Genomic DNA, 21,367 nt, shown 5'->3' with positions numbered 1-21,367 from the left:
GTGCGCGTGGACCGGGTGCTGCTGGCCGCACCACGCGGCTTTTGCGCCGGCGTGGAGATGGCCATCAAGGCCTTGGCGTGGATGGTGCGCACCTTCCCGCCGCCCGTGTACTGCTACCACGAGATCGTCCACAACCGCCTCGTCGTGGATCGCTTCGAACGCCTAGGCGTGGTGTTCGTCGACGATGTCGCCGCGGTGCCGCCCGGACACCCGATCATGCTGTCTGCGCACGGCTCTGCGCCCGAGGTTGTCGACGAAGCACGTCGCCGAGGCGGCTACGTCGTGGACGCTGTGTGTCCCTTGGTCACCAAAGTGCACCACGAGGTGCGGGTGCGCTCTGCGAAGGGCTATCGCATCGTCTATGTCGGTCACGAGGGTCACGAGGAGGCAGTCGGCACCATGGCCGTGGCGCCCGATTCAATCTCGCTCGTGTCCGAACCGGCCGACGTTGCCAACCTGGAAGACACCGAAGCCCCGGTGGCCGTGCTCGCACAGACGACGCTCAGTCACCGCGACTGGTCCGACGTGCTCGAGGCTGCCAAGGATCGCTTTCCCGACGTGTGGATGCCAGGCCGGTCTGACCTGTGCTTCGCCACCACCAACCGCCAGTCGGCACTGTCGGAGATCTCGGGACGCTGCGACGCGGTGGTCGTCATCGGCTCGGCGAATTCCTCGAACACCATGGCGTTGGCCAAGCTGGCGGCCGAATCAGGCTGCGAGCGAGTGCACCGGGTGAACGCGGCCGCCGAGCTGCCCGACGATCTCTGCGGCACGGTCGGCGTGACCGCCGGCGCCTCAGCACCCGAAGAACTCGTCACCGAGGTCATCACCGCGCTCGCGCCTTCCGAGGGCACCACTGAGATCTCCATCACCGACGAGGACGAGTACTTCCCCCCACCCCGAGAGCTGCGAGAGCTGCTGGGGGCGATGGAAACCGCCGTGCACGCGACCCTTGCGGTTTCCGCCGGTGCCCGAACCGCAGCCGCAGATCGCACCACCGCAGCCAGCGACGTCCTCGCCTCCCTCGCGGCGACGGCGGGCTGAGAGACCGAGTGCTGCGTGGCCGAGTGGGGCTGCCCCGCTCCCGGTCTCAGTGCTGATTGGGAGTGCCGGCCCTGGCTTGGGCTTCGTCGAAGAGGATTTGGATGCGTTCTCGAAGCTCTTCGGTTGTAGCCGTGATGGCACGCCGAGACACCCGGCCGGAGCTGCCGAGCTGCGGCGGATCCATCGGCTCCCCCACAACGATGCGAATGCGGCGTGGGTACATGAACTTGGCGCCGCGCGGCATCGCCGCCGCCGAGCCGCCGATGCCGACCGGAACGATGGGCACCTGGGCTCTCGCAGCGAGATACGCCGGGCCGTCCATCAGCGGGTGCACGCGCGGGCCGTCCTTGCGCTCGCCCTCACCGAACATCACCACCGGGCAGTCGCCGTAGCGCAGCGCATCGAGCGCGGTCCGCAGCGCTGTCCGGTCGGGTGCGTCACGCTTGACGGGGAAGCATCCCACCGTCGTGAACACCCAGCCGACCGGGCGGTACTTCCACATGGAGTCCTTGCCCATGACCCGCATCTGGGCGGGAATCGCGGCATGAATCGGAGTGTCGATGTAGCTGCGGTGGTTCGGTACCCACACACACGGTCCCGACGGCAGGTTCTCCAAGCCCTCCACCGTGATGCGATTCCAAGCCTTGAAAGCCCCCCAGGCCGGGTACTTGAGCGTGCGATAGGTGATGCGGTTCACGAGCCCGTTGCGGGGATCGAACTCCGCTGCGTCGTCGTCACTCACTGCACCGCCTCCGTCGTTTGCGTGCTGGGGGTCACCGCAACACGATGCAGCTCGACGATCTCGGCGACAACCTCTTCGAACGCCATGTCGCTCGTGTCCACGACGACCGCGCCGGCAGCGACGCGCAGCGGGGAGTCCGCTCGTGCCGAGTCGAGCCGGTCGCGGCGGTCCAGATCGGCCGCCAGATTCTGCACGGCATCGCTGTCGGTCGCCGAGGTCGCGCGAGATGCTGAGAATTCGCCGTCGTGCTGCGTGAGACGCCGCGCCGCTCGCACGATCGGCGTCGCCGTGAGGAACACCTTGAGCTCTGCATCGGGGAACACGACGCTGCCGATGTCGCGGCCCTCCATGACGCCGCCGCCGATCTGGCGCGCCCACTCGCGCTGGCGCTGCACGAGGACGCGACGCACCGCAGGATTGGCGGCCACCGCGCTGACGCTGCGGTCCACCTCGGGACTCCGGATGGCGTCGGTGACGTCAGAACCGTTCACGGTGACGAGCTGCGCACCGCACTCGTTGGCAATGTCGATTCCCGCACAGAGTGCGACCGCCGCGACCCCGTCGGTGTCATGGGGATCGACGCCAGCTTCGAGGGCCGCCCACGCCACGGCGCGGTACATCGCTCCGGTGTCGAGATAGTCGACGCCCAGCTCGGCGGCAACCGCCCGTGCCACGCTCGACTTTCCCGACGCGGCAGGGCCGTCGATGGCGATCACCGGCTTCGTCGAAACATCGCGCTCACCCGGAGCTGCACGCAGCGCCTCGAGCGCCTCGAAGAATCCCGGGAAGGTCTTTGCGACGCAACCGGGATCGTCGATCTCCACTCCGGCGACTCGCAGGCCCACGAGCGACATCGCCATCGCCATGCGGTGATCGTCATGGCAGTCGACCCGGCCAGCGCGCATCGCAGCAGCGTTGGGACGGATGATGATCCCGTCAGGCTCCGCGCTGGCCTCGACGCCTCGCTTAGTCAGCTCGACGACCGTGTCGCCGATGCGATCGGTCTCCTTGCAGCGGATGAAGCCGATCCCGCCAATGTGCGTCGTGCCCTCGGCGAATGCAGCGACGGCGGCCAGCGTCTGGGCCGTGTCGGAGCAATCGCGCAGATCGAACCGGCCGCCCCGAAGTGACGCTGCACCCTGCGGTGCTTCGACCGTGATTGACCTGTCACCGACCGCGACCCTTGCACCCATCTCCCCCAGGACCTGTGCAAACCGCACATCGCCCTGGATGCTGCTTTGGCCCAGTCCGTCGACGCGCACGCAGCCGCCGCACAGCGCCGCGGCAGCGAAGAAGTAGCTGGCTGTCGAGGCATCCGGCTCGATCTCGTAGTGGCAAGCGACGTAGTCCCGCGCCTGCACCACGTAGCGGCCCGGACTTGGTGTCGCGACTTGGGCGCCGAACGCAGTCATCACCGCCACGGTCATGTCGATGTAGGGCGCGCTAACGGCGCCGGCGACATCGTGGATCTGCACGTCGATTCCGCCCAGCAGCGGACCTGCGAGCAACAGACCGCTGGTGAACTGGCTGCTCACATCGGCTCGCAACTCCAAGCGATGCCGCGGCCCGCTTGATTCTCCGCCATTCGCGGCTCGGCGGCCAGCCCCAGTCGGTTGCGGCGACACCTCGATGGGCAGGCAACCCGGGACACCGAGTTCACCGATACCGACGCCCATGGTCCGCAACGCTGCAATCAGCTCGGCGAACGGACGCCGACGCAGTTGCGCGTCGCCGTCGAGCACCCAGCCACCGCCGAGTGCTGCAAGCACTGGCAGCACGAAGCGAGCCGTGGTGCCCGATGCCCGCGCTGCGACCCGGCCCGGCTCGTCGTTGGTGGCTCCCGCTGCGGGCGCACCGGGTCGAGCGGCAATGCCATCGACAGTGACACGGCCGCTGGACCGATCCGGTGTCACCGATGCGCCGACGGCGACAGCTGCACCCATCATGGCCTCGGTGTCGTCGGCGAACAGCGCCCCGTCCAGAGTGCTGCGGCCCTGCGCCAACGCAGCGCACAGTATCGCCCGGTTCGTGATGCTCTTCGATCCGGGCACCGCCGCGGTGCCGGCAGCACCGCTCACGAAGGGCGTGATGATCCGCCCCGCGGTCATGCCAGATCGCGCGTCGTCGGGTGGTAGCCCTGCCCCGCCAGCGCAGCCAGAAAGCGCTGGGCTTCGGTGCGTGCCACCACGAGCACCAGCACGCCTTCGGAGCCTTCGGGCGAGTGCGCCACCTCGATGTCCGCGACGTTCACATCGCAGTCGGCTGCGAGCATGGTGATGGCGGCAATCTGGCCCTTGCGATCCGGAATCGGCACCCGCACTTCGAGCAGCTCCTGGGGACGGACATAGCGAGACGGCAGGTTTGTTCGGGCTCGGCGCGCCTGGGTCAGCACGTCGCGCAGGCCATCGCGATCCGCAGTTGCCACGACATCACGGACCTGCGCCAGACGCTCGGCGAGCTCGTCGAGCACCGACACGATGGCGTCGCGGTTCTCCCCGCAGATGTCGAGCCAGATACCAGGGTGGCCGGCTGCAATGCGGGTCATGTCGCGAAAGCCGCCAGCGGCGAGCCGCAGCAGGGGTGCGTCGTCGAGCGCCCGGTCGTCCGCAAGGCACATGAGCGACGCCGCTGTCAGGTGCGGGACATGGCTGACAACGGCAACGAGCGCGTCGTGGCGCTGCGGAGTCATCGTGACCACATCGGAGCCGAATGCCGCGAGCACCCGCTGGCAGGTGCGCAGCGCGTGATCGTCGGTGGCGTCGGTGGGCGTGAGCGTCCACACCGCTCCGGCGAACATGTCAGGGTTCGCTCCGTCGACACCTTCTTGCTCGGAGCCTGCCATGGGATGGCCAGGCACGAAGCGAGGGTCGCTGACCGATTCCGACACTGCCGTCTTGACGCTGCCCGTGTCTGTCACCACAGCTGCGGCCGCGGCGCTGTGAGCCAACGCGCGTTTCACTTCTGCGGTCAAGCGCGCTGTGGGCACCGCGACGACCCAGAACGAGGCCTCAGTGTCGGTCCCGACCGCATCCAAGCAGCCGAGTTCGAGCGCTCGCTGCGCATGGGCAACCACTTCATCTCGACCCGTGACGTGCCAGCCGGACTTTCGCAGCGCAGCGGCGACGGAGCCGCCGATGAGCCCGGTGCCGACCACTTGGGCGCGCTTCGGTGAACTTGCATCATGCGAGTTGGAAGGCGAATCCACGGCCACGAACGCAAGGGTACCGATGGTGCCCGAGCCTCCCCGAAACACCCATGCAAGGGGTCGGACGCCTCAATCCGGCTCAGCCAGCTCCTCGACTCGCTCGGCCAGCGCGGTGCGGAATCGTTCCACGGAGGCCATCTTGATGTCCTCGTAGCCGCGCACCTTGTCGGCCAATCCGGCGACGGCGACCGCCTGTTCATAGCGGGCGGCGCCCGGGTCGCGTTCCAGCGCTGCGCATGCGGCCCCCACGCCCGCGAGGTACTCGCCTCGAAGCGCACGCTCCGTGCGGCGTACCTCGGTGTGCCCGAACGGGTCGAACCAGCGGCCTCGAAAACGCTTGCCGCGGCCAAGCAGTGCGAACACCGGCCGCCATGCCATGCCGATGCGCACCTTGGTGGTTCGGCCCAGCGCCCGCAGCACCGGCGGGTGCAGCTTCCATGCGACGACCCCGCCGCTCGACGCCGCCAGATCGGCAGCCACTGCGTTCGCCGCGGGATCGCACATGAGGCGGGCAACTTCGTACTCGTCCTTGTAGGCGGTCAGCTTGAACAGCCCCGCTGCCGCGGCCGCTGTCAGCCTGCGGGAGCCATCGCCGGCTCCACGATCCGCCCGGGCCACGGGCTCGAGGGCGTCGAGGTACTGCATTGCGAGCCTGGACGACTGGTAGGCGCACAACTCAGCCACGAAACGCGTCAGATCCTCCGCTGCCAGGCTGCCGCCTGCCAGTGATCCCACGCGCTCCGCGAGGCCGTCCGGCACGTTGGCGCCGGGATCGTCGACGGTGCCAGGCACCGCCGCGCCAACGGCGGCTTCGACCAGTGCTGGCTCGGCGACCATCGTGCGACCCCAGCGAAACGCGGCGAGGTTCGCAGCGACCGCGACGCCGTTCAGCTCGATGGCGGCTTCGATGCTGGCCGGAGTCAGCGGCAACGCACCGGCTTGGGTGGCCATCCCAACCACGAAGACGTTGGCGGTGACTGCCGAGCCGCACAGCGCCGTCACGATCGCGCTCACGTCGGCCCAGTGTCGGCAATCCGCTCGTGTGACCGCAGCGACACGCTCGGTCAGCTCGTCGGCTGCGGGCATGTCGATCGTCGGGTCCGCCACCATTGCGCCCGTCGGCGTCGCCGAAATCGAGCCGACGACCACAGTGCGCTGCGGATCGGCCACATCGAGGCCCGCCGCCGAGGCTGCGACCAGCAGGTCGAAGGCCAGGATCACGTCGGCCTGACCGCTGCCTAGCCTCGCCGTGGTGGGCGTGTCGAGCCGGGTGAATCGCAGATCGCCGACAACAGTGCCGGCCTTTTGCGAAAGACCGATCTGGTCGAGGCCTCGCGCTTCGAAACCGTCGAACATCGCCGCTGTTCCGAGCACCTGATTGACCGTCACCACGCCCGTGCCGCCGATCCCGCACATGCGCACCGACACGGCGTCAGGACCCACGACGGGGACAGGCGCCGGCAACTCGGCGGGCGGTTCGGCTCGGGAACTTGAGGCGTCGTCGCCGGACAACGAGCGCCGACGCAGCGGTGCGAGCATCTCGCGCACCGCGGTGCGCAGCGGCCCCGCCTGGATCACGGTCATGAATGACGGGCAGTCGCCGTCGAGGCAGGAGTAATCCAGATTGCAGGTCGTCTGATCGATGCGCGTCTTGCGCCCGAAGGGAGTGTCGACGGGCTGCACCGACAGGCAATTGCTCTTGTCGCCGCAGTCCCCGCATCCCTCGCAGATGCGTTCATTGATGACGACGCGCTGGGTCGGCGTGGGCTGTGTTCCTCGTTTGCGATGCCGGCGCGCCTCTGCAGCGCACTGCTGATCGTGAATCAGCACGGTCACGCCGTCGATGCCCGCCAGCAATTCCTGAGCTTCGTCGAGCCGGTCGCGACTCCACACCTCGACGCCGGCGGGGAGGGTCCGGGTGCGGTAGGCGGACGGGTCGTCGGTGGTCACCAGCACCTTCGCGACACCGCCCGCGAGCAGTGCCGCAGCGACATCGGGCACACTCAGCTGGCCGGCGGGGTCCTGTCCGCCCGTCATCGCAACGGCACGGTTCCACAGCAGCTTGTAGGTGATGTTCGATCCGGCGGCGACCGCTCCGGTGATGGCGAGCTGGCCGCTATGGAAGTAGGTTCCGTCGCCGAGGTTCTGGAAGATGTGCCGCGTCTCGACGAAGGGCTCCATCCCAACCCACTGGGTGCCTTCCTGGCCCATGCATGTCAGTCCGACGATGTCGCCGACCCGGTCGGGGTCCATCAGCAACGCCATCGTGTGACAGCCGATTCCGGCGCCCACGAGCGAGCCGTCCGGCACCACCGTCGAGCGGTTGTGCGGGCATCCCGAGCAGAAATACGGGCTGCGACTCTGCGCGAGCGGCAACTCGATACGAACCCGCTGCGGCGGCTCTGGCACCAGTCGGTCGCCGATGCGTTCGCGCAGGCGGCTGCGCAGCGGTCCGATCAGCTCGTCGGCGGTGAGTGCGCCATGGGATGCCAGCAGCATCCGATCCTGTTCGTCGGCCTTGCCGACGATGCGGGGATGATGCGACTGGTTGTACAGCGCGTCGGTCAGCAGCGACTCGATATTGGGGCTCTTCTCCTCGACAACGAACAACTCGGACAGCCCTCGCGCGAAGTGTCGTGCCCGCTCGGCGCTGAAGGGGATGGGCATGCCCATGCGGACCAGCCGGATGCCCGCGCCGTGCACAGACGCGTCATCGGTCAGCCCGAGCCGTCGCAGGGCCTCGCGTACCTCGCGGTAGGTGATGCCTGACGCCACGATCCCGATCCAGGCGTCTGGCGGGTCGACGGTCGCTTCGTTGAGCCGGTTCGCCGCGGCATAGGCAATGGCCAGCGGATATCTGACCTCGATGATCTCGCGCTCGATGTCCACCGTGTGCGGCGTCAGCAGGTAGCCGTCGGGTGCGTGCCGGTACGGCTCGCCGTCGATGGTCGGAATGGTCGGTTCAAAGCGGTCCGGGTCGAGCAGCACGGTGGCCGCTCCGTCGGCGACGTCGGCCACAATCTTCAAGCTCGTCCACAAGCCGGTGGCACGCGACATGGTGATCGCATGGCGGCCCAGGTCGAGCGCCTCGGCGGGGGTGCCCGGATACAGCACCGGGATGTGCAGGTCGGCCATGGTGCCCGCCGAGCTCGACGGGATGGTCGAGCTCTTGGCGGCCGGGTCATCGCCGGCGATGGCCACTGCGCCGCCCTGTGGATCCGCACCCGCAAACACCGCGTGACGCAGCGCATCTGTGGCACGGTCCACGCCAGGGGCCTTGCCGTACCAGATACCGACGACGCCGTCGTAGCGGGCGTCGGGGCGTGTCGTGGCCAGCTGGCTGCCCATGACCGCAGTGGCGGCCTGCTCCTCGTTCACGGCGGGCGAATGGACGATCGGCAGATCAGTCGCTGCACGCGCCGCCGCTACCGCAGCGTCGTAGCCGCCCAGCGGCGAGCCGGGATATCCCGACACGAACGCAGCGGTGCGCAGTCCGCCTCGACGGTCGGCCCGCAGCTGCTCGATCGGCAGCCGGGCCAAGGCCTGCAGCCCGGTCATGAACGACATGCCGTGGTCGTCGGTATAGCGCCCCGACAACCGGTACGTCTCTGCGAGGCTCATCACGATACTCCGGGGGTTGAGTGCGCAGCTGTGACTTCGATGACCCCATTGTGGCCGCTGGGCAGTGCAACCCGAAGCAGCCAATCTGCCCCTGCCGACCGTCAACGCTCAACACTTCGCGATTCAGCGTCTCGAAGCCCGCCGTCGCTTCAATCCGCACATCAGCACCAGTCCGACCACGTGCGCTCGCTACCTTGGGCACATGCCAGCCCACGACGCCAGTTCTTGGAGCTACCCGGGGGCGCGCTGGTGGAAGTTCGACTTCCACACCCACACCCCTGCATCGTCTGACTATCGCGACCCAAACACGGTAACGCCACGAGACTGGCTGCTTGATTTCATGCGGGCGGGCATCGACTGCGTCGCGATCACTGATCACAATTCCGGCGAATGGATCGATCGGCTCAAGTCGGCCGTGCACGGCTTGGAGGACGAGTCGCATGCTGAGTATCGACCTCTCTATCTGTTCCCTGGCGTCGAGGTCACCGCAAGCGGCGGCACGCATGTGCTCGCCATCTTCGATCCCAGCAAGCAGGCCAGCGACATCGACAGCCTGCTCGGCGCCGTCGGATACCACGGCGAACGAGGCGCTAACAAGCAAGCGGCCGATAAGTCCGTCATCGAGGTCGTGAAACAAATCGTCGATCTCGGCGGAATTGCGATCCCAGCCCACGTTGACCGAGACAAGGGTCTCTGGGAGCTGACAGGCAACACGTTGGAGCCAGTGCTGACCAGCGGTTACTTGTTCGCCGTCGAAGTCGCGGACAGTTCGGCAGCGAAGCACGATCTCTATCGGCAGCACCGTCTCGCGTGGGCGGAGGTGTTGGGCTCGGATTCCCACAGGCTCTCGGGTGGCAACGGTCACAAGCATCCGGGGTCCCACTACACGTGGATCAAGATGGAAGAACCGTCCATTGAGGGGCTTCGCTTGGCTCTCCTCGACGGCGAGAGATTCTCCGTGCAGCGCAGCGACGTGTCTGAACCCGCGATGCCACCGCTGCTACCCGCCCACCACATCCGAGCGATCGAAATCGCCGACGCGCGCTATATGGGCCGCGGCCAGACGGCAGAGGTGAGATTCAGTCCGTGGCTCAACGTTCTGATCGGAGGTCGAGGTACGGGAAAATCCACCGTGCTTCATTGCCTGCGTCTCGCAGCTCGCCGGGAAACAGAGCTCAAGAACCTCGACGAGCGCAGTTCAGCCCGCGTCACCTTTGAGCGATTTGCCCAAGTCCCCCGCGATCGCGGTGCCGAGGGAGGTCTCGAAGAGAAAACTCGCGTTCAATGGACGTTGGTCCGCGATCACGTCGATCATCGAGTGCATTGGAACCAAGACGGCGGTGACGCTGACCGGGTGGTGGAGGACCGCTCACACGGCGGCGACTGGACCAAGTCGTCGGCGCAGCACGTCACTCCAGAGCGTTTCCCCGTCCGTATCTTCAGCCAAGGCCAGATCGCCGAACTCGCGGGCGACAACCAGCGGGCACTGCTCGACCTCATTGATGACGGTGCCGGGACCGCCGACCGAGCGGACAGTCTGATCACGGCGCAGCAAGGCTTCAACGAGACGCGAGCGAGGCTACGCGAGCTCGATCGGCAACTGAGTCGCCGCGGCGAGGTTGACGTCGCGCTCGAAGACACCGACCGGAAGCTCGAGGCGTTCGAAGGCGCTGGTCATGCAGCGGCCTTGCAGTCGCACCGAGAGGCCGAACGTCAACGTCGCGAACTCGACCGGCACTTCGACGTGGCCGACGCAGCGCTCGCACGTGTTGACGAGATCGCTGGACAATTAGGCACGGAGGACGTACCTGCCGACCTGTTCGATGCGGACGCCGAGGACGACCAAACCGCGGTCGCGATCATCGAGCAACTGGACTCCATCGTGACCACTGCAGCGGAGGAGTTGCGGCAAGCAGCAGCGCGGGGGCGCCGGCAGGTCGAGCGACTGCGGTCCGAACTGAGGAACAGTGCATGGCGCGTCGCGGTTGACCGGATTCGTGAGGCCTACGACCAAACTGTCGCAACGCTCGACGATCAGGGCATCGGCGATCCTGCACAGCACGCGGAGTTTGTCCAAGAGCGCCAGCGATTGACCGAGGAGGTCGGCCGACTCATTGCGCTGCGAGCACAGCGGGACGACCTCGCGAAACAGCAAGTAGCTCAGCTGCGTGTCGTGGCGCAGGCGCGACGCACCGTCAGCGAGGCGCGGATCGACTTTCTCGCACAAGCACTCGCGCAGAACGAATTTGTGCGAATCAGGCTTGTCGCGTACGGAGACGACCTACGCGCGGCCGAGCGTTCGTTGCGCGAAGCGATCAATGTTGAGGATGACCGCTTCAGCGCCGACATCGGAGGCTCGAGCGAGACGACATCGGGCGAGGGAATCATCAATCGGCTGCTCGAAGGTCTTCCCCAAGCGCTCGACGAACGCCAGAGCGAGATCGAGAGGCGGCTGGCCACACTTCGTCAGCAGTTCATCGGCGCCTGTCGCGGAGAAGTGGTCTTCGGCGGACACTTCAACAACTACTTCCAACGCGAGTGCGACAAGAGCCCCGAGTTTCTCGATCGACTCCTGACGTGGTTCCCTCCCGACAGCCTCCAGGTGGAACACAGCCGCGGCGGCAATGGCGCGGACTTCGTGCCGATTGGACAAGGTTCGGCTGGCCAGCGGTCGGCGGCAATGCTCGCATTCCTGCTTGCGCACGGTGACGAACCCCTAGTGCTCGACCAGCCCGAGGATGACCTCGACAATCAGTTGATCTACAGCTTGGTAGTGCGGCAAATGCGGGAAAACAAGCTGCGTCGACAAATCATCGCGGTTACGCACAATCCCAACATCGTCGTCAATGGCGACGCCGAGATGCTCCATGTTCTCGACTTCGCTGCCGGCCAGTGCCAGGTCGTGCACTCGGGTTCACTGCAGGGCACGCAAATGCGAGACCAGGTGTGCCGTGTGATGGAGGGAGGCCGGGACGCCCTCGAACGTCGCTATCGCAGACTCGAGACCGGGTCTGGCGATGTTTGATTCCCGCAAGGAACTGCTCGACGCCATTCGGCTCGGCGAGACGAGCTTTCTCGAACTGAAGGAAGTGCGGTTCTCTGGTGCCAAGATCGCTGGGCCGGCGAGGGACAATCTGGCTGACGAGATCGCCGCATTCGCTAACCGCCGCGGCGGCGTTGTGGTGCTCGGTGTCGAGGACAAATCAAGGGATCTTGTGGGCATTCCTAGGGACCGGCTCGACAGTGTCGTCGACTTCGTGAAGGAAGTCTGCAACGACAAGATCACTCCGCCGCTCGAGCAGTACGTCCTAGACCGACTGTCGCTGCCGACCGGCACAGGACAGGCCGTCGACGTGGTCAAGGTGGAGGTGCCGCGAAGCTTGTTCGTGCACCGCAGTCCAGGCGGCTACCTGCACCGCGTTGCGGATTCCAAGCGCGCCATGTCGTCCGAATTCCTCGCTCGCCTCTTCCAGCAGCGCAGCCAGGCCCGACTGATTCGCTTCGACGAGCAGGTGGTCGGCGCCGCGAGCCTCGATGACCTCGCCCCATCGCTGTGGCAGCGATTCCAGACCCCTCGGTCAGAGCCAATCCGGGAGATCTTCCTCACGAAACTCGGCATGGCTTCGTCCGTAGATGACGGAGAATTGAGGCCGACGGTCACCGGGGTGCTCATGGGAAGCAACGAACCGCACCGTTGGATTCGGAACGCGTACGTCCAAGCCGTCGCCTATCGCGGCAGCTCGGTCCAGACCGGTTCGAGGACTGATGCGTACCAGCTAGACGCCGCAGACATCTACGGACCACTCGATCGCCAGATCATCGACGCCTGCCGGTTCGTTGCGCGCAACATGAACCGCGCCGCAATGAAAACTGTCGGCCGCGTCGACCGCCCCCAGTACGACATGGCCGCTGTCTTCGAAGCGGTGGTTAACGCCGTCGCCCATCGGGACTACGCAGTTCACGGCTCGAAGATCAGACTCCGCCTCTTCGTTGACCGACTTGAGCTGTACTCGCCCGGCGCGCTTGCGAACTCCCTGACCGTCGACTCGCTGCGCTACCGGCAGACGGCACGCAATGAGACGCTCTGCAGTCTCCTGACGAGATGCCCAATACCTGACGAAGAGTGGCTCGCAATCGGTCGTTCCCATTTCATGGAGAAGCGGGGCGAAGGGGTTCCGATCATCCTTGACAACAGCGTCGCGCTCTCGGGACGCGAGCCGGAGTTCAGCGTGTTGGACGAGTCGGAGCTGCGGCTTACTATCCATGCAGCAGATCCCGACTCACCAGCTTCAGCTTCAACTGACCTCTAGCACCGCCGAGGCGGCCGAACCATCGCCTCGTCGTACGGGAGCCGTCAACGTCGATTCGCAGCTTTCGCAGCGCCGTGGAGCTTCCGCACTTCGTCGGGCGTCAGCGGTCGGTTTTCCCCCGGGCGCAGCGACGAGTCCGACAGCGGGCCGATGCGGGTGCGAACGAGTCGCAGCACCGGATGGCCCACGGCTTCGCACATGCGACGCACCTGCCGATTGCGACCCTCGCCGATCACGATGCGCACCATCGACGGCTGCGGCATCGACACGACCGCCGGCGCCGTCGGCCCGTCGTCAAGCTCGACCCCGTTTCGCAGCTGCGCCAGCGCCCGCCGAGACGGAACGCCGCAGACATGGGCCAGGTATTCCTTGTCGACGCCCCAGGACGGATGCGTCAGCCGGTGGGTCAGCTCGCCGTCGTTCGTGACGATGATCAGCCCCTCGCTGTCGGCGTCAAGGCGCCCGACGGGATAGACGCGTTCGTCGGCGGGCACCAGGTCGGTCACGCAGCGCCGTCCACGGTCGTCGGATGCTGCGCTGAGCACGTCCCGCGGCTTGTTCAACAGGTAGTGCACCAGGCCCGGATCCCAGGCCACCACGGCGCCGTCGAGCTCGATGCAGTCAGTGGGAACGACACGGTCACCGGTGCGTGCGACGGTGCCGTTGACAGTGACGCGCCCCTCGACGATCAGCGCCTCGCAAGCGCGACGACTCGCAACGCCCGCTCGCGCCATCACTTTGTGGACCCGCTCGGGATCCGGCTCGTCGCTGGAGCCCCCGGTCACCGGCTCGCCGCTGCTATCCAGTGCGTTCGGCTGCGATGCGATCCATCGCCTCCACAGCGTCGGGATCGACGCTGAGCTCACACAGCGACGGCAGGTCGTCGAGGCTGTCGAGGCCGAGCCGCTGCAGCAGCAAGTCGGTCGTGCCGAGCAGCGACGCGGTTCCGGGGCCCGGATCGCGCCCGACTTCGGTCAGGTAGCCCTGATCGCTGAGCGTACGCACCACGCCGTCGGCGTTGACGCCACGGATCGCGCTGATCTGGGCTCGCGAGATCGGCTGCTTGTACGCCACCAGTGCGAGCGTCTCCATGGCCGCTGCGGACAGCCGAGCCGACCGGCGACCGCCGAGGAATCGCTCGACATAGTCAGCCGCCGCCACCGCGGACTGCAGCTGGTAACCGCCTGCGACGCGCACAATCGAGAAGCCGCGGCCTGTTGCTGCATACTCACGTGCAATCTGCGCACACGCTTGCTCCACGGCCGGAACCGGCTCAATCGTCACTGTCGCCAGGACTTCGGCACTGACGGGTTCCTCGGCGACCATCAGCACCGCCTCGATGGCTGCGAACAACTCGGCTTGCTGGTCGCGGGCGCTGAGGTCGGCATCGAGAGCATCTGTTGCGACCGGATCGATGCTCTCAGTGTCGGGACCCATGTCGTCGAGTGCGGCCGAATCAACCGCGGCGGCGCCGTTGTGCGGTGTGCGACCTCGCATCGACGGGTGTGTGATCGTACGCCCCTCGTCGCTGACGAGGCGAAGGCCGCCGGTCGGGGGGTCCTCGGTGCTCACGCTGCGTCCTCTCCGTAGGCGCCGGCCATTGTCGGCAGAACTGCGTCGTCGCCTGCAATCCAAATGACGCCGATGTCGCCGAACCGCTCGGCTTGAGTCATCTCGACGAGGCCCGAATTGAACAGCTCGAGCACCGCCAGGAAGTGCACGACGACCACGATGCGCTCGTCCAGATGGTTGGTCAGCTCGCGGAACGTCGCGGCGCCGCATTCTGCGAGCTGGCCGGCGATGTGTACTGCGGCCTCGTCCACGGTGATGCCCGCCGAACGCAGGTGCGACAGGTCCACCTTCGGCACCGGGCGGGGCGCAAGCACGCGCTGCATCGCCGCCACCAGATCTGGGGCTGTCGCACGTTCGAGCAAGTCCGGCACGGCGGTCGAGAAGCGGTCTTCGGGGCCTGCGGTTCGCGGCCACTGCATCGCCGCAGCCGCCCAGTGCTCGCGCAGCAGCCGCGCCGCTGCCGCGAACGTGCGGCCTTCGAGGAGCCGCGCGAGCACCTCGTCTCGGCGTCCGTACGGCGCCAGCTCCTCTTCGAGGTCGAGTTCGACGGGCGGGCTGGGCAGCAGGCGCCGAGATTTGAGCTCGATGAGCGTGGCCGCCAACACTGCGAACTCGGTGACGGCATCCAAGTCGATACTGGATTCGCCGCCGGCGCCGGCATCGCGGCCGACATCCGCCAGCACTGCGACGAAGTCGTCGACAAGCCGCGCCAGCGACACCTCCCAGACGTCCACCTCTTGGGAGACGATCAACTTCACCAGCACGTCGAGCGGGCCCGTGAAGGCCACTGTGCGCACCTCGTAGGCCACGCGGCCGAAGGTACCGCGCACATTCGTCAAGTCCAAGCATCCTCGCGCGCACCAAGTGCCTGACGAAGTCCGCGTTCGCGCCGCACCTGCCGAGCCATGCGCCCCAATCCACTGCGGTGCGAACACCGAGGTCCGGTACCTTCATGCGCCATGACACGAGTGCTCTCGGGCATCCAGCCCACCGGCGAGGTCCACCTTGGCAACTACCTCGGGGCGCTGCGCCAGTGGGCGATCGACCAGCACGACGCCGATGCGTTTTATTGCGCCGTCGATTTGCACGCCGTGACCGTCCAGCAGGATCCGGCTCATCTGCGCGTCTCGACGCTGGGCACCATGGCCACGCTCATCTCGGTCGGCCTCGACCCTGCGGTCTGCACGCTGTTCGTGCAGAGCCACGTTCCCCAGCACACCGAGCTGTCGTGGCTGCTCGAATGCACGGTGTCGCTCGGCGAGCTTCGACGGATGACCCAGTTCAAGGACAAGTCGGCACGCGCCGAGAGTGGCGAGGAAGCCGGGCAGGGCGGCGACCACGTCTCTGCGGGCCTGTTCACCTATCCGGCCTTGATGGCTGCGGACATCTTGATCTACGACGCTGACCGGGTGCCGGTGGGCGACGACCAGCGTCAGCACCTTGAGCTGACACGCGATGTGGCGCAGCGGTTCAATAGCCGCTACGGCGACACGTTCGTGATCCCCGACGCCGCCATCCCCACGGTGGGCGCTCGCGTCATGGACCTGCAGAACCCCACCGCGAAGATGTCCAAGTCCGCCGAGAGCCCCCAGGGCTCGGTCGGCATCTTCGACGACCCAGCTGACATCTCCCGCAAGTTCGCCCGGGCGGTGACCGACTCGGAGTCCGAGGTCCGCTACGACCCGGACCAGAAACCTGGCGTGTCGAACCTGCTGTCAATCCTGGGTGCCGCCACCGGCCGCAGCCCAGCTGACGCCGCCGAGGGCTATCACCAGTACGGGGCACTGAAGTCCGACACCGCCGATGCCATCGTCGCGCTGCTGGAGCCGATCGCGGCCAAGAAGGCCGAGCTCGACGCCGATCCCGCCGAGCTGGCGCGCATCATCGCTGCCGGCGCCGACAAGGCCGAAGCCGTTGCATCAGTCACGCTGGCGCGCGCCAAGGAGGCAATGGGCTTCCTGCCGAAGTCGCTCGAGACAGAAGCTCGTGTGCCGATGCGATGAAAGCACGTTTTCCGAGCGGAATCGAGCGCACCTGTGGCTCTGACTCACGCCGAGACCTCCGCGAAGATCGAAGTACATAAGTATCAGCAGGGCGGCAGAACTGCCGCTTTGCAACCCTTCCATCATCTCTGTCACACGCCCCGAATAGACAAGACGACGAGGAAAGACGCTGATAGGCGTACATTCGTTCGCAGACAGTGATATGCTTGCGACAGTTCAGCGAAGGGGGTGATGGCAGTGGATGATTATCGAGGCAGCGCTTCGCATCAGTCCGATGGGTCGCATCTGATGAGTGATGCCCGGCGGGCTGCTCGGCCTGGTGTCATGCCATTCGAGACCCCGGCCGATCTGGACGCAGCGGGCGCTTGTTTGGGCCCGGCAGAACTGTTGGGCGAAGCTGCTGAGGTGATTCGTTCGACGGTGGCGTTCGGGCTGTCGCGTGATGACCTCGAAGCGGGCTGGCGCGAGATGGTCGGCGTGCGTTCGGCTTTGGATGCGTGCGAGGCGCGGTTCGCCGCCGAGATCGACCGGCTCGACGATTTCGGCGACCGTTCGGCTGTGGTGCTGCGGCGGGTGTCGGGCTGTTCGGGGGCCGCAGCCAAGCGCTCGGCCGGGCGCGCGGCGGTGCTGGCACAGATGCCCAATGTCGAGTCGGCGCTCGGCGCGGGCCACATCACTGCCGAGCACGCCGACGTGCTTGCAAGCGCGGCGGGGCTGGCTGGCACAGACGCGGTGAATGATGCGTCGCGGCTGTTGGAGGTCGCGTCCTCGACAAACGTGGAGAGCACTCGCCGTGCAGCCAATGACCGGGTGCGTGATCTCCGCAAGGGCCTCACGCCCACAGAGGAATATCGCCGTCAGCGGGCGTTGCGCAGCCTGCGGATCAGCCAGACCGCCGAGGGCCTCACCAAGGCAACCGCGCTGATGGATCCCGCCACCGGCGCGGCGTTCAAGGCGATCATCGACGACATAGCTCAGCGCTTCGCTGACGCCGACCGGGACGACAAGCGCCCCGACGCGCCTGAGCCGCGCACCTACACCCAATGCCGCGCCGATGCGCTCGCAGCGCTGATCGGTACCGACGAGCGCCGCGCCGCGCTGCGCTGGTACACCGAGGTCGACCACCGCGACGAAGAGTTCTCCACCCAGCGATGGGGCACGCCGCGCCCTGAGCCGCTGCCGCCCCTCGCAGCCCAGCACCTCGCCGAGTTGCCTGCCGACATCGATCTCGCCGGAGTACGGGCGCCCGTGCCGCTGCCCATCGACACCAAGACCGGCAATGCCGCCATCGCGCATGCATGATCGTCGCGACGTCACCAGTCCGGCACTTCTCCCGCCCAGGCTCGCCACGGACAGCCTGGCGGCGGCACGACCTTGCCGGGCAGCGCTGGGCTGCGGCGCCGCAACCAAGCTGCTCATCGTCGCCGACACCCGCGCCGTGCTCGGCCAGGAATGGGCCGACTGCGAAATCCCCGGCACCGGCCCGGTCCCCGCCCGAGTGCTCGAACGCCTCGCCTGCGGCGCAGACATCTTCGGCCTCATCTTCGACGGAAACGGCCAGCCCCTATGGTATGGCACGGCCGCAAAGTCCGCACCATCACCGACGCCCAATGGCAAGCCCTGGTCGCACGCGACCGAGGCTGCGCGCTGTGCCGCGCCGCACCCGCATGGTGCGAAGGACACCACATCGTGCCCTGGAAGGCCCCCGCGCGCGGCCGCACCGACATCGAAAACCTCGCCCTGCTGTGCTACCGCTGCCACGGCGAACTCCACGACACCGCCAGCCACCTCCAACGAACCGGATCAACCAGCTTCGACGTCGCCTACGGCCGCCAACGCGAATAGCCCGCGTCCGCAACTCTTCGCGTCCTGCGAGGTCTGGTGGATGACTGCGCATGTCACGTGATCCGGCCGCGGGCGTCAGAGAGAACCTTGGGGCACCACCCACTCGGTTGGCTGACCAGTCACCGCAGCAAGACGGTCGAAGTCAGCGTCGTAGTGGACGGCCGTCACATCGTTGACCTCGGCGACTGCAGCGACGAGCAAGTCCGGCAACGGAACCCGGTGCTGGCCTCTCCGTGTGAGCCCGTGCTGTAGTTCGAACGCCCGGGCAGTGACCGCCTCGGTGATCGGATACGAAACCAAGGCGCGCCTCTCAGCGAGAATCTGTTCGTAATCGGTAAGAGAGCGGACGCTGTAGAGCAGGCACGCCGGTAGTACGGCATCTGCATGAGTCCTGCGTAGGCCGTCTTCAGTAGCGGGCGCGCGGATGCGCCTGGCGGTACACCTCGGTAAGACGTTCCTGGGACACGGCGGTGTAGCGCTGGGTGCTCGAGATCGACGCGTGGCCGAGTAGCTCCTGCACGCTGCGAATGTCGGCACCGCCGTCGAGCATGTGCGTCGCACATGAGTGCCGCAGCACATGCGTAGAGAGCTGATCTCGCCCCAAACCCACGCGATCGCCGTGGCGCCGCACCACCAGCCAGACACCCTGGCGGGTGATGCGGCGGGCGCGGTTGTTGAGGAACAACGCCCGCGCGTCGTCCTGGGTGGCCCACGAATCGGGCTCCAGCGCTCCCCGGCCGGCACCGCTCAGCCACTCCTTCACCGCATTCGCGGCGTGGCGGCCCACAGGCACGATCCGTTCCTTGCCGCCCTTGCCCCACACGCGCATCAGCCGTTCATCGAGATCGATATCGCCGAGCGACAGGGCCGTCAGCTCGCTGGCTCGCAGGCCCATGCCGTACAGCACTTCGAGCATTGCCCGATCGCGCCGCACCAGCGGGTCGTCCCCGACCGGCGAGGCCAGCAGCATCTCGATCTGGTCCCGGCGCAGCGCACGAGGCAAACCCGCCGGAGCGCGTGGCACGTCGAGCGTTCCCGCCGGGTCATTCGAGGTCAGATCCTCGGCCACCAAGAACCGGTACAGGCCGCGCAGGCTGACGGCCGCGCGCGCCACGGTCGATGAGCTGCGCTTGAGGTCGCTGCGCAGGTGCGACAGGTAGGCGGCCACGTCTGCGGACGAAGCGCCCAGCAAATCAGTTCCGCGCTCATCGAGCCACGCGGAGAACGAAGAGAGGTCAGCGCGGTACGACGCGACGGTGCGAGGTGCGCGTCCTCGCTCGTTCGACAGCCAGCCCAGGTAGTCCTCGGCTTCGACTGCCAGCGCTGGCGCCACCGTCAGCGGGAGGGACCGCCGGTGCCCAGCGGTGCTTGCAGCAGCTGCGGATTACGACCCTCAGCGCGCACGAGAGCCGCTCCGACGAGGCCGCAGAACAGCGGCGCCGGCCGATCCGGCCTGCTCTTGAATTCGGGGTGCGCCTGGGTGCCGACCCAGAACGGATGGTCGTCAAGTTCGATGAACTCGGCCAGCCGGCCGTCGGGCGACAGGCCGCTGCACTGAAGACCGCCGTCGGCCATCTTGTTGCGGTAGGCGCTGTTGACCTCATAGCGATGGCGGTGACGCTCGTTCACCAGCGTGTCGCCGTACATCGCCGCCACCCGGCTGAGCGGTGCGAGCCGGGCCACGTAGGCACCAAGCCGCATGGTGCCGCCCTTGTCCTGGACACCCCGCTGGGCGTGCATGAGGTCGATCACCGGGTGGAGCGTGTTGGCGTCGAACTCTGTCGAGTTCGCGCCCAGCAGGCCGAGCTCGTTGCGACAGAACTCGATCACCATGACCTGCAGTCCCAGGCACAATCCCAGACAGGGAATCTCGATTCGGCGGGAGAATTCCGCCGCAGCGATCTTGCCTTCGATCCCGCGCGAACCGAAGCCGCCGGGAATCACCATGCCGTCGAGGTGCCGCAGCCGCCCCGCAGCCAGCAGCCCTTCGATCTCCTCGGAATGGATCCACTCGATGTCAACCTCGACACGGTGGTACGAGGCGGCGTGGCGCAGCGATTCGCACACCGAGAGATACGCGTCGGGCAGCGTCACGTACTTGCCGATGATGCCGATGCGCACCTTGGCCTGAGGGGACTTGATCCGCTCCAGCATCGCTTCCCAGTCGGCGAGGTCCGGCTCGACGTCTTCCAGGTCCAGAATCCCGCACAGGAAGCTGTCGAGGCCCTCAGCGCGCAGCACCATCGGGATTTCGTACAGGATCGAGGCGTCAGGTGCATTGACGACGCCGGCCGGCTCGACGTCGCAGAGATTGGCGATCTTGTTGCGCAGCCCGTCCTCGATGGGACTCTCGCTGCGCAGCACGATCGCGTCGGGCTGCACGCCTCGGCTGCGCAACTCGGTCACCGAGTGCTGCGTGGGCTTGGTCTTCTGCTCGCCTGCGGGGCCGATGAACGGCACCAGAGTGACGTGGACGTAGCAGACATTGCGGCGACCGACTTCGAGGCGCATCTGGCGAATGGCCTCGAGGAACGGCAGGATCTCGATGTCGCCCACTGTGCCGCCGACCTCAGTGATCACCACGTCCACATCGGCAGTGGCGAGCTTGCGGATGCGTTCTTTGATCTCGTCGGTGATGTGCGGGATGACCTGGACAGTGCGGCCGAGGTACTCGCCGCGCCGCTCGTCGGCGAGCACCTTTTGGTAGATCGAGCCAGTCGTGGCGTTTGAATCCCGGGTCAGCGACTCGTCGATAAACCGTTCGTAGTGGCCGAGATCGAGGTCGGTCTCTCCCCCGTCGTCGGTGACGAATACCTCACCGTGCTCATAGGGATTCAGGGTTCCGGGGTCGACGTTGATATACGGGTCGAGCTTTTGCATGGTGACCCGGTAGCCACGCGCAACGAGCAGCCGCCCGAGCGAGGCCGCGGTGAGTCCCTTGCCGAGGGAGCTTGCAACACCACCAGTGACGAATATGTGCTTTGCCATTGGGCTGACTCAGTGCTCCCTCAGGTTTCGCCTCAAG

Annotated in this window: 16 protein-coding genes; 6 read left to right on the top strand and 10 right to left on the bottom strand. The window is 66.8% G+C overall.

Translation table 11 applies throughout. The features are described 5' to 3' along the window. Complete coding sequence (gene ispH / locus ACQY5K_RS18650) at positions 1-1,044, top strand: 4-hydroxy-3-methylbut-2-enyl diphosphate reductase (protein ID WP_428118517.1); 1,044 nt, start codon at positions 1-3, stop codon at positions 1,042-1,044. Between the two features lie 46 nt (positions 1,045-1,090). Here the strand turns inward: ispH and ACQY5K_RS18645 are convergent, their stop codons facing one another. From ACQY5K_RS18645 to ACQY5K_RS18630, 4 genes are all read right to left on the bottom strand, one after another. Then, on the bottom strand, positions 1,091-1,786 hold the full coding sequence (locus ACQY5K_RS18645) for a lysophospholipid acyltransferase family protein (RefSeq protein ID WP_428118514.1): 696 nt from the start codon (positions 1,784-1,786) through the stop codon (positions 1,091-1,093). Then, a complete protein-coding gene (gene aroA, locus ACQY5K_RS18640) occupies positions 1,783-3,894 on the bottom strand; it encodes a 3-phosphoshikimate 1-carboxyvinyltransferase (protein ID WP_428118511.1) in 2,112 nt (703 codons plus the stop codon). Before aroA ends, ACQY5K_RS18645 begins: the two co-directional genes overlap by 4 nt. Next, the gene (locus tag ACQY5K_RS18635) at positions 3,891-4,997 is read right to left on the bottom strand and encodes a prephenate dehydrogenase/arogenate dehydrogenase family protein (protein ID WP_428118508.1); all 1,107 of its coding nucleotides are present in this window, start codon (positions 4,995-4,997) and stop codon (positions 3,891-3,893) included. Before ACQY5K_RS18635 ends, aroA begins: the two co-directional genes overlap by 4 nt. A gap of 63 nt (positions 4,998-5,060) precedes the next feature. After that, positions 5,061-8,612, bottom strand: a complete 3,552-nt coding sequence (locus ACQY5K_RS18630; RefSeq protein ID WP_428118505.1) for an indolepyruvate ferredoxin oxidoreductase family protein — start codon at positions 8,610-8,612, stop codon at positions 5,061-5,063. 202 nt (positions 8,613-8,814) lie between these two features. Between ACQY5K_RS18630 and ACQY5K_RS18625 the strand changes: the two genes are divergently transcribed. Beyond that, the gene (locus ACQY5K_RS18625; RefSeq protein ID WP_428118502.1) at positions 8,815-11,637 is read left to right on the top strand and encodes a TrlF family AAA-like ATPase; all 2,823 of its coding nucleotides are present in this window, start codon (positions 8,815-8,817) and stop codon (positions 11,635-11,637) included. After that, positions 11,630-12,922, top strand: a complete 1,293-nt coding sequence (locus tag ACQY5K_RS18620; RefSeq protein WP_428118499.1) for an ATP-binding protein — start codon at positions 11,630-11,632, stop codon at positions 12,920-12,922. Before ACQY5K_RS18625 ends, ACQY5K_RS18620 begins: the two co-directional genes overlap by 8 nt. A 44-nt stretch (positions 12,923-12,966) precedes the next feature. Here ACQY5K_RS18620 and ACQY5K_RS18615 read toward each other — a convergent pair whose 3' ends face one another. From ACQY5K_RS18615 to ACQY5K_RS18605, 3 genes are read right to left on the bottom strand one after another with little or no spacing between them, the layout of a single operon-like run. Continuing rightward, entirely contained in the window at positions 12,967-13,707 is a 741-nt protein-coding gene (locus ACQY5K_RS18615; RefSeq protein ID WP_428118496.1) for a pseudouridine synthase, read from the bottom strand. A gap of 13 nt (positions 13,708-13,720) precedes the next feature. Further along, the gene (gene scpB / locus ACQY5K_RS18610; protein WP_428118493.1) at positions 13,721-14,494 is read right to left on the bottom strand and encodes an SMC-Scp complex subunit ScpB; all 774 of its coding nucleotides are present in this window, start codon (positions 14,492-14,494) and stop codon (positions 13,721-13,723) included. Further along, entirely contained in the window at positions 14,491-15,303 is an 813-nt protein-coding gene (locus ACQY5K_RS18605; RefSeq protein ID WP_428118490.1) for a segregation and condensation protein A, read from the bottom strand. Before ACQY5K_RS18605 ends, scpB begins: the two co-directional genes overlap by 4 nt. A gap of 150 nt (positions 15,304-15,453) precedes the next feature. On the opposite strand from ACQY5K_RS18605, the gene trpS reads away from it, so the two are divergent. The 3 genes from trpS (at position 15,454) to ACQY5K_RS18590 (ending at position 18,342) form a co-directional block, all read left to right on the top strand. After that, positions 15,454-16,497: a tryptophan--tRNA ligase gene (gene trpS, locus ACQY5K_RS18600; protein WP_428118487.1), complete on the top strand. Its 1,044-nt coding sequence runs from the start codon at positions 15,454-15,456 to the stop codon at positions 16,495-16,497. A 324-nt stretch (positions 16,498-16,821) separates the two neighbouring features. Then, on the top strand, positions 16,822-17,799 hold the full coding sequence (locus ACQY5K_RS18595; protein ID WP_428118484.1) for a hypothetical protein: 978 nt from the start codon (positions 16,822-16,824) through the stop codon (positions 17,797-17,799). A gap of 264 nt (positions 17,800-18,063) precedes the next feature. Further along, entirely contained in the window at positions 18,064-18,342 is a 279-nt protein-coding gene (locus ACQY5K_RS18590) for an HNH endonuclease signature motif containing protein (RefSeq protein ID WP_428118482.1), read from the top strand. A 75-nt stretch (positions 18,343-18,417) separates the two neighbouring features. On the opposite strand, the gene ACQY5K_RS18585 is transcribed toward ACQY5K_RS18590, so the two are convergent. The 3 genes from ACQY5K_RS18585 to ACQY5K_RS18575 all read right to left on the bottom strand — a co-directional run bounded on the left by ACQY5K_RS18585 (position 18,418) and on the right by ACQY5K_RS18575 (position 21,330). Beyond that, on the bottom strand, positions 18,418-18,663 hold the full coding sequence (locus tag ACQY5K_RS18585; RefSeq protein WP_428122767.1) for a PIN domain-containing protein: 246 nt from the start codon (positions 18,661-18,663) through the stop codon (positions 18,418-18,420). An 85-nt stretch (positions 18,664-18,748) separates the two neighbouring features. After that, positions 18,749-19,675, bottom strand: a complete 927-nt coding sequence (locus ACQY5K_RS18580) for a tyrosine recombinase (RefSeq protein WP_428118479.1) — start codon at positions 19,673-19,675, stop codon at positions 18,749-18,751. Between the two features lie 2 nt (positions 19,676-19,677). Beyond that, entirely contained in the window at positions 19,678-21,330 is a 1,653-nt protein-coding gene (locus tag ACQY5K_RS18575; RefSeq protein ID WP_428118477.1) for a CTP synthase, read from the bottom strand. Between the last annotated feature and the right edge of the window lie 37 nt (positions 21,331-21,367).

The organism is Candidatus Poriferisodalis sp., from assembly GCF_965262965.1.
In the GTDB taxonomy this organism is placed as follows: Bacteria; Actinomycetota; Acidimicrobiia; order Acidimicrobiales; family Poriferisodalaceae; genus Poriferisodalis.
Note: the sequence above shows the minus strand (reverse complement) of the source record. Positions and strands in the feature narration are given on the sequence as shown.

Excerpts from the sequence above, each read along its gene's own strand:
- aroA (WP_428118511.1), bottom strand. The coding sequence starts at position 3,894 with ATGACCGCGGGGCGGATCATCACGCCCTTCGTGAGCGGTGCTGCCGGC.
- ACQY5K_RS18630 (WP_428118505.1), bottom strand. The coding sequence starts at position 8,612 with ATGAGCCTCGCAGAGACGTACCGGTTGTCGGGGCGCTATACCGACGAC.
- ACQY5K_RS18625 (WP_428118502.1), top strand. The coding sequence starts at position 8,815 with ATGCCAGCCCACGACGCCAGTTCTTGGAGCTACCCGGGGGCGCGCTGG.
- ACQY5K_RS18620 (WP_428118499.1), top strand. The coding sequence starts at position 11,630 with ATGTTTGATTCCCGCAAGGAACTGCTCGACGCCATTCGGCTCGGCGAG.
- trpS (WP_428118487.1), top strand. The coding sequence starts at position 15,454 with ATGACACGAGTGCTCTCGGGCATCCAGCCCACCGGCGAGGTCCACCTT.
- ACQY5K_RS18595 (WP_428118484.1), top strand. The coding sequence starts at position 16,822 with ATGCCATTCGAGACCCCGGCCGATCTGGACGCAGCGGGCGCTTGTTTG.
- ACQY5K_RS18590 (WP_428118482.1), top strand. The coding sequence starts at position 18,064 with ATGGTATGGCACGGCCGCAAAGTCCGCACCATCACCGACGCCCAATGG.
- ACQY5K_RS18575 (WP_428118477.1), bottom strand. The coding sequence starts at position 21,330 with ATGGCAAAGCACATATTCGTCACTGGTGGTGTTGCAAGCTCCCTCGGC.